Source organism: Aminobacter sp. LjRoot7, assembly GCF_964252895.1.
In the GTDB taxonomy this organism is placed as follows: Bacteria; Pseudomonadota; Alphaproteobacteria; order Rhizobiales; family Rhizobiaceae; genus Aminobacter; species Aminobacter aminovorans_B.
Genome location: NZ_CAXUPX020000005.1, coordinates 261,950 through 271,793 on the forward strand (window position 1 = coordinate 261,950; position 9,844 = coordinate 271,793).

9 protein-coding genes are annotated in these 9,844 nt (G+C 65.2%); 7 read left to right on the forward strand and 2 right to left on the reverse strand.

From position 1 onward, the window contains the following. Nucleotides 1-14: 14 nt before the first annotated feature. A complete protein-coding gene (locus ACSQ3E_RS16800; RefSeq protein WP_436123580.1) occupies nucleotides 15-1,274 on the reverse strand; it encodes an NAD(P)/FAD-dependent oxidoreductase in 1,260 nt (419 codons plus the stop codon). A 101-nt stretch (nucleotides 1,275-1,375) separates the two neighbouring features. On the opposite strand from ACSQ3E_RS16800, the gene ACSQ3E_RS16805 reads away from it, so the two are divergent. The 7 genes from ACSQ3E_RS16805 to ACSQ3E_RS16835 all read left to right on the forward strand — a co-directional run bounded on the left by ACSQ3E_RS16805 (nucleotide 1,376) and on the right by ACSQ3E_RS16835 (nucleotide 9,141). Further along, on the forward strand, nucleotides 1,376-1,543 hold the full coding sequence (locus tag ACSQ3E_RS16805; RefSeq protein WP_436123581.1) for a hypothetical protein: 168 nt from the start codon (nucleotides 1,376-1,378) through the stop codon (nucleotides 1,541-1,543). Next, the gene (locus ACSQ3E_RS16810) at nucleotides 1,540-2,910 is read left to right on the forward strand and encodes an amidase (protein WP_436123582.1); all 1,371 of its coding nucleotides are present in this window, start codon (nucleotides 1,540-1,542) and stop codon (nucleotides 2,908-2,910) included. Before ACSQ3E_RS16805 ends, ACSQ3E_RS16810 begins: the two co-directional genes overlap by 4 nt. Before the next feature lie 659 nt (nucleotides 2,911-3,569). Then, nucleotides 3,570-5,054, forward strand: a complete 1,485-nt coding sequence (locus ACSQ3E_RS16815) for an ABC transporter substrate-binding protein (RefSeq protein ID WP_409014569.1) — start codon at nucleotides 3,570-3,572, stop codon at nucleotides 5,052-5,054. A 99-nt stretch (nucleotides 5,055-5,153) separates the two neighbouring features. Further along, nucleotides 5,154-6,074: an ABC transporter permease gene (locus ACSQ3E_RS16820; RefSeq protein WP_310320301.1), complete on the forward strand. Its 921-nt coding sequence runs from the start codon at nucleotides 5,154-5,156 to the stop codon at nucleotides 6,072-6,074. A gap of 1 nt (nucleotide 6,075) precedes the next feature. Beyond that, nucleotides 6,076-7,101, forward strand: coding sequence for an ABC transporter permease (locus tag ACSQ3E_RS16825; protein WP_436123583.1), 1,026 nt, complete (start codon nucleotides 6,076-6,078; stop codon nucleotides 7,099-7,101). Beyond that, complete coding sequence (locus ACSQ3E_RS16830) at nucleotides 7,098-8,126, forward strand: ABC transporter ATP-binding protein (protein ID WP_310320305.1); 1,029 nt, start codon at nucleotides 7,098-7,100, stop codon at nucleotides 8,124-8,126. Before ACSQ3E_RS16825 ends, ACSQ3E_RS16830 begins: the two co-directional genes overlap by 4 nt. Before the next feature lie 13 nt (nucleotides 8,127-8,139). After that, on the forward strand, nucleotides 8,140-9,141 hold the full coding sequence (locus ACSQ3E_RS16835; RefSeq protein ID WP_310320307.1) for an ABC transporter ATP-binding protein: 1,002 nt from the start codon (nucleotides 8,140-8,142) through the stop codon (nucleotides 9,139-9,141). A gap of 30 nt (nucleotides 9,142-9,171) precedes the next feature. Here the strand turns inward: ACSQ3E_RS16835 and ACSQ3E_RS16840 are convergent, their stop codons facing one another. Next, nucleotides 9,172-9,732 carry a MarR family winged helix-turn-helix transcriptional regulator gene (locus tag ACSQ3E_RS16840; protein WP_436123584.1) on the reverse strand — a complete coding sequence of 187 codons (561 nt, stop codon included), beginning with the start codon at nucleotides 9,730-9,732 and terminating at the stop codon, nucleotides 9,172-9,174. Nucleotides 9,733-9,844 lie beyond the last annotated feature (112 nt).

Here is a 9,844-nt window from a genome sequence, read left to right on the forward strand (position 1 = left end):
CGCCCGTCAGTCGCCTAGCCGCCGAAACGTGCCGGGGCAAAGGCGGCAATCGGCACCGCCGGCCGCTCGCCCTTGATCAGGCTGGCGACGACAGCACCGGTCATCGGGCCGTTGGCAAAGCCGATATGGCCATGGCCGAAGGCAAAGATCAGCCTGCTATGGCGGGCGGCGCGGCCGATGACCGGCAGCCCGTCTGGTGTCGACGGCCGGCTGCCGAGCCAGGTCTTGCCGTCGACCGGCGTGGTGAAGGAAAGCGTCTTTCGTGCGTCGGGTTCGACGCCGTCGATCTGGGCGTGATTTGCAGGATCGTCGGGCCGCGCCAGCTCGACGCCGGTGAGCAGGCGGACGTTGCCATTCATCGGCGACAGCACGTAGCCGCCGCCGGCATCATAGACCGGGCGGCGCAACTCGACACCGTCGGCCAAAGCGAAATGGCGGTGATAGCCGCGCTCGGCGGCAAGCGGGAAACGGTAGCCGAGCGTACGGGCAAGCACGGCCGAACGGGCACCGGCGGCGAGCACGACATGGCGACCTTCGATCCTGCGGCCCGCCACGATGACCGCCATGGTCTCGCCGGCATCTGCAATGGTGTCGGCCTTGCCGGCGACCAGTACAGCCCCACGCGCTTCGGCGGCCTGCCGGTAGAGCTCGACCAGCTCGCCGGGGCTTTCGACGGAACCGGTATCGGGAAAGAAGATGCCATTGCTGAAACGGCGGGCGAGATGCGGTTCGAGCTGGCGGATCTCGTCTTCGCCAAGGCAGTCGATGCGGACGCCGTTCTCTTTCAGGACCGCCTGCTCCAGCGCGCTGCCGGCGAAAGCCTCGGTGCTGCGATAGAGTCTCAGCCAGCCATTGCGCTTGATCAGGTGGCGGCCGCCGACGAGGTTGGCCAGCGCGACATGGCGGTCGAACGCCTCGGCGACCATCGGGTTGAGTGCCGCCGCCGCGCGGCGCCAGGAGTCTTCCTCGGCAGCAGCCAGAAAGCGCACCAGCCAGGGCGCGAGATAAGGCAGCGAGCGCAGGCGAGCGCGCACAGCGATATCACGGCCGAGCGCATAACGTGGCAGGCGCGCGCGGATGCCGGGTGCGGCCATCGGGAAGATCGAGCCGCGGCTGAGCACGCCGGCATTGCCGAAGGACGCGCGGGCCTCGGCAACGTCAGGATCGATGACGGCGACGGTGAGACCACGCGATTGCGCTTCGAGCGCCACCGACAGCCCGACGATGCCGCCGCCGACAATGACCACGTCGAACGGCTTTTCATTCTGCTTCACGCTGCCCACCCGATGCCCCGGCCGGTTCGATCCCGGCCGGTTCCAACAATGCATAACAGACGTATACTGATCAATTCCAATCTCTCAGCCCCGGACAAAACATGCGCGACGTGACCCCGCCTGCTCCCGACCTTCGCGAGATTGCGCTGCCGCCCGAGGCCAGCGCTGCCGAAGCCGCCGATTTCGCGCGCGGCATAGCGGTGCTCGACCGGCTGGCCAGGCGCGTCGCCGAGCTGGCCCACGCGCAGGAGCGGGAGGACAAGCGATGAGCAGGCTGGAACAGCTTTCCATCGCGGAACTCGCAGGCGCCGTGACCAGCCGCGAGATCGCAGCCGTCGAGGTAACGGGCTACTTCCTCGAGCGCATCGCACGTTTCGATGGCGAGCTTTCGGGCTACGTCCACGTCGCCGACGAGGCGGCGTTGGCGCAGGCACGGCGTCTCGACGCGCGCCTCGCGGCCGGCGAGACCGTCGGTCCACTGGCCGGCGTGCCGATCTCGGTCAAGGACATCGTCGAGGTTGCCGGCATGCCCAACACCGGCGCCTCGCATTCGCGGCTCGACCGCAGGCCGACGCGGGATGCGCCTGTCGTCCGCCGGCTCAGCGAAGCGGGCGCGATCATCATCGGCAAGGCCAATTGCCACGAACTGGCCTTCGGCGGGCCGTCCTTCGACCTGCCGTTTCCGCCGGCACGGAATCCATGGAACCCCGAGATGTTTCCCGGCGGCTCGTCGAGCGGGTCGGGCGTCACGGTCGCCGGGGGGCTGTGCCTGGGGTCGGTCGCGACCGACACTGCCGGCTCGATCCGGCTGCCGGCCACCATGTGCGGCATGGTCGGCTTCAAGCCGGGCTTCGGCGTCGTTCCCGTGGAAGGCATCGACACGCTGGCGCATTCGATGGACCATTGCGGGCCGATCGCCGCGCGGGTTGACGACTGCCGGAGGCTCCATGCCGCGATGTCGGCGACCGAAATCAGGTCAATGCTCCTGGGAGAGACGCCATCATTTGCCGGCATGCGCCTCGGTGTATCCCCTGACGGTTGGGGGCTGGGCGCCAGCCTGCGGCCCGAAATGGCAACGGCCATGCAAAACACGCTCGACCTGTTTGCCAGCAATGGCGGCGAAATCGTCGAACTCGACCTGCCGCCGCTCGAAACCTTCCACGCGCCCGGCGCGGTGGTGATGATGGCCGAGATCGCCGAGCACTACGGCGCCGAGGTGCGCGGCAATTTCTCCGCCTTCGGCGAGATGTTCCGCGGCCGCGCGCTTGTCGGCGAGAGCCTCGCTGCCGCCGACGTCATCGCGGCGCGGAAGCTGCGCGATGTGCTGCGGAAGAAGGTAGACGCCAGCCTCGCCACTGTCGACGCGATCCTGCTACCCGGCGCGCTGGCGCCTGCGGGGCCGCTCAAGACGGTCGACAAGTTCTATTTCCTCGAGGAGCCTATCCCCAACATCCTGGCCAACCTGAGCGGGCACCCCGCACTTGCTTTTCCCTTCGGCAAGGCCAGAAACGGCATGCCGCTGGGGCTGCAGATCGTCGGGGCAACCGGGAATGAAAGCCGCCTCTTCGACATCGCGGCCATGTTCGAGCGCCTCGACGGTGTGGCAGTCCGGCTGCCGCCGCGCTATTTCAGCTGACGCCAGCGCCGCCGATCTGGCGGCGCACTCCTTGAACCACCGTAACAGCCGAGCGCTGCCCGCGTAGCACCGCAGGCGCGGGCAACAGTTCAACATCGTTGCCAGCGAGAAACGCGATAACAGAACGTACAAGCATTTCCTTGTTCGAAACGAGTATTGGCCAGCAATCTCATGCCGCGTCGGAGATCATCTAAACAGGATAACGTCTCCTGCTGCACCAACAGGCTGGCGCAATTTGCACTCTTGTCGTTGAAATCAAGTGCGGCCGCATCTGTCGCGACGATGTATTTTCTGCCGACGCGACCACCGGGGAAGGTCGGGGATTGCCGGCATCCTCCTTGCAGCAATCATTTTTGGTATACTATATGCAAGAAATTGCCGAAAAGGGCGGTCAAGTCGACTGCTCGCGTGATATTCGTGAACGAAATTTCAGCAATCACGTTCTAAATTTTGTGCATTTTCAATAATTTACACTGCCTTTAGGTGAATTTCCGAAACTCGACCCGGCATCGTCAGCAAAGTTGATCAACAATCGCTTGACAGTCGATTGCATACAATCCACTCTTCTGGTCGAGGGATGTGGCGGCCCACACTATCAACGCAGCACAAGACTGCGCGCATCAGGTCGATTTTGTTGTCTTTGGCGAATGGGTGGACCAATGAACGTACTGACGAGACTGACAAGCAGCGCCGCCGTAGCGGCAATCATGGCACTTTCCCCGCTGTCGGCGCAGGCCGCCGACATCACCATCGCGATCGGTTCCGAGCCCTCGACGCTCGACCCGCAGGTCCGCGACGATGGCGGCGAGCGTGCGATCAACGACAATGTCTATGAGACGCTGATGGCGCGCACGCCGGACGGCGAACTGGTCGCCGGACTGGCCGCAGCGGCACCAACTGCGGTCGATGCCAAGACCTGGGAGTTCAAGCTCCGGCCCGACATCAAGTTCCACAATGGCGAGGCGTTCAATGCGGACGCCGTCGTCAACAGCGTCAAGCGCGTCATCGATCCGGCGCTGAAGTCGGAGCAGGCCGCCTATTTCGGTACCATCACCGGCGCTGAAAAGGTCGACGACCTGACCGTGCGCATCATCACCTCGGGTCCGGATCCGATCCTGCCGTCGCGCATGTACTGGATGAAGATGATCCCCGCGACCTATGCAGGCGACGCGAAGTTCGCCGAGGCGCCTGTTGGCACCGGCCCCTACAAGTTCACCAGTTGGAACCGCGGCCAGGACATCGTGCTGGAGAAGAACGCCGACTATTGGGGCGATGCCGCGTCGATCGACAAGGTGACCTACCGCTTCGTTGGCGAATCCGGCACGCGCCTTTCCGGCCTGATGGCTGGCGAACTCGACGTTATCACCAACCTTTTGCCGGAATTCGCCCAGCAGGCGCCGAAATTCGCGGCCGTCAGCGGCCTCGAAACCAGCCTGATGATCGTGTCGACCGACAATGAGGTGACCAAGGATCCGCGAGTCCGCGAGGCGATGAACATCTCGGTCGACCGCAAGGCGCTGGCCGAGAGCCTGTTTGGTGGCTATGCCACGCCGGCCAAGGGCCAGGTCGTCAACCCCAAGGCCTTCGGCTACAACAAGTCGCTGCCCGACTACGTCTTCGACGTCGACAAGGCCAGGGCCCTGATCAAGGAGGCGGGCGCCGAGGGCAAGACAATCAAGCTCGTCGGCGAGGCCGGCCGCTGGCTCAAGGACCGCGAGCTGATCGAGGCCGTCGGCGCCTACTGGAAGGACGCGGGCCTCAACGTCGACATCAAGATCGAGGACTTCGGCGAGTACCTGAACCAGCTGTTCGACAAGAACACGCGGCCGGATGCGATCTTCCTGTCGAACTCCAACGAACTGCTCGACGTCGACCGCGAAATGACCGCCGTGCTACAGAGCAAGGCGAGCTCCGCGTCCAACAGCGACCAGGAAATGTCGGACCAGATCAGCGCCGCCAGGACCGAGACCGACATCGAGAAGCGCCAGGCCATGTATGACGCCATCACCAAGAAGTCGTACGATCTGTCCTATCTCGTCCCGCTGCTCAACCAGCAGGACATTTACGGCTTCTCCAAGCGCCTGGAATGGCAGCCGCGCGTCGACTCCAAGCTCCTGGTCAAGGAGATGAAGGTCACGGAATAACCGGGACAATTGCGGGTTCGAACAAAAACATAAGCGAACCCCAACAGTTCTGGAGCCGGCTCAAAAAGGGAGAGCCGGCTCCAGCCAATGGAGAGGAATATGGGTGGTTTTCTGCTCCGCCGTATTGGACAAGGTCTCCTTGTCGTGATCGGCGTGACCGTGATCGTTTTCATCGCCACACGCATGGTCGGCGATCCGGTCAAGGTGATGCTGCCGCTGTCGGCAACCGACGCCCAGCGCGCGGCCTTTGCCCAGCAGATCGGCCTCGACCGGCCCATCGCCACGCAATTCGTCGATTTTGTCAGCGACATGGCCCGCCTCGACTTCGGCGACAGCCTGTGGCAGCGCCGGCCGGCCCTCGACGTCGTGCTCGAACGCCTGCCCAACACGCTCAAGCTGATCGGCGCCGGCCTCGGCCTGGCGATCCTTTTGTCGCTGCCGCTCGGCGCGATCGCCGCACTCAGGCCCGGAGGCTGGGTCGACCGGACAACCGTCTTTGTCGGCTTGTTCGGCCTGTCCCTGCCGCAGTTCTGGTTCGGCCTTTTGATGATCGTGTTCTTCGCCGTCACCCTCGGCTGGCTGCCGACATCGGGCATGGGCGGCGCACGTTACTACATCTTGCCGGCAATCACGCTGGCCCTGCCCTCGCTCGCCCGGCTGGTGATGCTGGTGCGTTCGTCGATGATCGACGAGCTGAACCAGCAATATGTCCGCACCGCGCGCGCCAAGGGCCTGCATTTCAAGCGCGTGGTGATGGTGCATGCGATGCGCAACACGCTGGTGCCGTTCGTGACGCTGGCCGGCTGGGAGCTGATCAGCGCGCTGGCCGGCTACACGGTGGTGGTCGAGACGGTGTTTGCCTGGCCCGGCCTCGGGCTGACAGCGATGCAGGCGATCCAGAAGAGCGACCTGTTTTTGATGCAGGCGATCGTCTTCACCGTCGCCGTGCTGATCGTGGTCATCAATGTCGGCCTCGATATCCTCTACAAACTCATCGACCCACGGATAAGGTTGGCTTGAGATGGCTATACCCATGCCTGTGACGACGCCGGTGGCAACCGCCCGCAAGGCCACGCAGCGCCCGACGCTGTTGACCAAGCTCGACGAGCTCGGTCGCGAGCTCTGGCAGGACAAGCTCGGTACGCTCGGCTTCGCCGTCATCGTCGGCCTTTTGCTGATGGCGATCTTCGCGCCGCTGATCGCGCCTTATGATCCTGCCGCGCAGTCGGTGATCTCGCGCCTCAAGCCGCCGGCCTGGCTGCCCAAGGGAAGCTGGGAGCACATTCTCGGCACCGACCATCTCGGCCGCGACGTGCTTTCGCGCGTCATCTACGGTGCCCGCGCCTCGCTGCTTGTCGGCGTATTGGTGGTGCTTTTCGCCGGCAGCTTCGGCGTCGTGCTCGGCCTGTGGGCCGGCTTCAGGGGCGGACGCACCGACTCGATCATCATGCGCATCGTCGACGTGCAGGTGGCATTCCCGGGCCTGCTGCTGATCCTGCTGGTCATCTCGGTCATCGGCCCGAGCATGACGACGATGATCATCGTGCTCGTCGTCACCAACTGGATGGTCTATGCCCGCGTCGTGCGCGGCATCGTGCTGTCGGTGCGGCAGACTCCCTATGTCGAGGCTGCCGAAATGATCGGCTGCAAGACCTCGCGCGTCATCTTCCGCCACATACTGCCCAATTTGACGTCGCCGCTTCTGACACTCGGCATCCTCGAATTCACCAACATCGTGCTGGCGGAAGCCGCACTTTCCTTCCTCGGCCTCGGCGTGCAGCCGCCGGCAACGAGCTGGGGGCTCGATGTCGCCAACGGCCGCGACTACATCTTCGTCGCCTGGTGGCTGATCACCTTCCCCGGCCTGTCGATTGCCACCACGGTGCTTGCGGTCAATCTGTTCGCCAGCTGGGTGCGCGTCACCACCGACCCACAGGAGCGCGAGAAGCGCTTCGCCTACCAGCGCGCCAAGCTTGCCGCCCGGCAGGCGCGCCGCAGCCCAAAAGCCCAAAGCCCCAAAGCCACGAGCCAGGGAGGCCGGTCATGAATATCAGCGCCATGAGCAACCAGGAACCGCTGCTCGAGGTCGAAAAGCTGAAGGTCGAGTTCGACACCAGGCGTGGGCTGGTCCAGGGCCTGCGCGGCGTGACCCTGTCCATCGGTCGCGGCGAGACGCTCGGCGTGGTCGGCGAATCCGGCTCGGGCAAGAGCGTGACCGCGCAAGCGGTGATGGGGCTGATCGACCTGCCTGGCCGCATCGCTTCCGGCGACATCAGGTGGAAGGGCCGTTCGCTGCTTGGCCCCGACGGCGAGCGTTACGCCCGCGACATCAGGGGCAAGGAAGTGGCGATGGTCTTCCAGGACCCGATGACCTCGCTCAACCCGGTGCTCAAGATCGGCACGCAGATCGGCGAGGTATTGGAGCGGCATCTCGGCATGACGCGCGCGCAGGCGCGCAACCGTGCTGCAGACCTGCTCGCCGCCGTCGGCATCAGCGCGCCTGTCCGCCGGCTCGACCAGTATCCGCACGAATTTTCCGGCGGCATGCGCCAGCGCGTGATGATCGCCATGGCGATCGCCTGCGAGCCGCAGCTGCTGATCGCCGACGAGCCGACGACGGCGCTCGACGTCACCATCCAGGCACAGATCCTCGAACTGCTCGCCGAGCTGCAGCAATCGCTCGGCCTGTCGGTGGTGCTGATCACCCACGACCTCGGCGTGGTCGCCGGCCTCTGCCACCGCGTGGCGGTGATGTATGCTGGCCAGATCATCGAGACCGGCCTTGCCGAAGACGTGTTCGAGCGCCCGGCCCATCCCTACACGCAAGGGCTTCTGCGCTCGACGCCGCGGCTCGACGAGGTCTCGGACCGGCTCGTCTCGATCGAAGGCACGCCGCCCAATCTGGTGACACCGCCCGAGGGCTGCTCGTTTCAGCAGCGCTGCCCGCTGTCGGGTGAGGCCTGCCGCAAGGCGCCCAAGCTCGAACATATCCGCCCCGATGCCGAGGCCGCCTGCTGGCAGCCGTCGGTGCCGGCCTGGGCGACGCCGCTGATGTCGCCAACCTTCCCCTGACAGGAATTTTTCGATGCTCAACCCCGTGCCAGCCCAGCCGCCAGCACCGCCGCTGCTCAGCGTGCAGGGCCTCGACGTGACCTATGAAACCGGGGCGCAGGGCTTCTGGGGGCGGCCCAAGGCGTTCAAGGCACTGGAAGATATCTCCTTCGACCTCCACCCGGGCGAGACGCTGGGACTTGTCGGTGAATCCGGCTCCGGCAAGACCACGACGGGCCGCGCCGTGCTGCGGCGCATCACGGCCTCGTCGGGCAAGATCGTGTTCCAGGGCAAGGACATCACCCACACCAAGGGCGAGGCGCTGCGCAAGCTCCGCCGCAACATGCAACTGGTGTTCCAGGACCCCTATGCCAGCCTCAACCCACGCATGCGGGTGATCGACCTCGTCGCCGAGCCGCTTCTGGTGCACGGGCTGATCCGCCATGTCGACGAGGCGCGCGACCGCATCACCGAGCTGCTGCGCATCGTCGGCCTGCCGGCGGACGCGCATGACCGTTTTCCGCACGCTTTTTCTGGGGGGCAGCGTCAACGCATCGGCATCGCCCGGGCGCTGGCGTTGCAGCCCGAATTCATCGTCGCCGACGAGCCGGTGTCGGCCCTCGACGTCTCGGTGCGGGCGCAGGTGGTGAACCTGATGCAAGACCTGCAGCGGGAGCTGGGGCTGAGCTACCTGTTCATCGCCCACGACCTCTCGGTGGTGCGCCACATCTCACATCGCGTGGCGATCCTCTATGCCGGGCGCATGGTCGAGATCGCCGACCGCGACGATCTCTACGACCATCCGATCCACCCCTATACCGAGGCGCTACTATCGGCGGTGCCGGTGCCCGACCCGCGCACCCAGCGCCAGCGCAAGCGCATCGTCTATGGCGGCGAGATCCCCGATCTGGTCAACCCGCCGGCCGGCTGCCGCTTCTCGACCCGCTGCCCGCTGGCAACAGACCAGTGCCACAAGGAAGCGCCGAAGCTGTCGGAGCGTTCCGCCGGCCATCTCGTCGCCTGCTGGAACAGGTAGACTTTCTTCAGGGGAGCCGGCGAGCGCCGGTCAGTCGCCGAACTTGGCGGTGGCAAGCGCCGCCCGGCCGTATTTGTTGTTGGCCTCGAGCAGCTTGATCAGCGTCGCCAGGAACGCCTCGCGTTCCTTGTCGCCGAGCGTGTCGAGCAGCCTTTCCTGGGCGCGGCTCATCGCCGGATGCATGGCCGCCACCAGCTTCTCGCCCTCGCCGGTCAGGCGTGCCAGCACCATGCGCTTGTCCTCGGTGCTGCGGGTGCGCTCGACCAGCCCGCGCTGCGCCAGCCGCGACAGCACATCGGCAACATTGGTGCGGTCGATGCCGAGCGCCTGGGCAAGCGATATCTGGTCGGAATCGGGATTGCCCGAGAGGATTGTCAGCAGCCCGTATTGCACCGGGGTGATGCCGAAGCCCTCGCACTCCTCGAAGAACAGGGCGTAGTGGACCTGGTGCAGCCGGCGGATGAGATAGCCCGGCCGCTTCCACAGCGGCAGACGCTCGATGAGCTGCTGCAGCTCGGGATTGGGCTCGCTCGGCGAGGCAACCGCTGCCTTTGTCTTCCGCGTTCCGTCCGTCTTTGCCGACTTGGCCACGCTCAATTCCCTCGCTTGTCGCTGCCCCCTGTCTAGCCCCTGCCGGACCAGTGGGAAAGAGCGGTACCGCCTCATATTTCCGACCACCCGAACAGCAATCGCGGGACGCCTG

Coding starts and splice junctions, on each gene's coding strand:
- ACSQ3E_RS16825 (WP_436123583.1), top strand. CDS start 6,076: ATGGCTATACCCATGCCTGTGACGACGCCGGTGGCAACCGCCCGCAAG.
- ACSQ3E_RS16835 (WP_310320307.1), top strand. CDS start 8,140: ATGCTCAACCCCGTGCCAGCCCAGCCGCCAGCACCGCCGCTGCTCAGC.
- ACSQ3E_RS16810 (WP_436123582.1), top strand. CDS start 1,540: ATGAGCAGGCTGGAACAGCTTTCCATCGCGGAACTCGCAGGCGCCGTG.
- ACSQ3E_RS16815 (WP_409014569.1), top strand. CDS start 3,570: ATGAACGTACTGACGAGACTGACAAGCAGCGCCGCCGTAGCGGCAATC.
- ACSQ3E_RS16830 (WP_310320305.1), top strand. CDS start 7,098: ATGAATATCAGCGCCATGAGCAACCAGGAACCGCTGCTCGAGGTCGAA.
- ACSQ3E_RS16820 (WP_310320301.1), top strand. CDS start 5,154: ATGGGTGGTTTTCTGCTCCGCCGTATTGGACAAGGTCTCCTTGTCGTG.
- ACSQ3E_RS16805 (WP_436123581.1), top strand. CDS start 1,376: ATGCGCGACGTGACCCCGCCTGCTCCCGACCTTCGCGAGATTGCGCTG.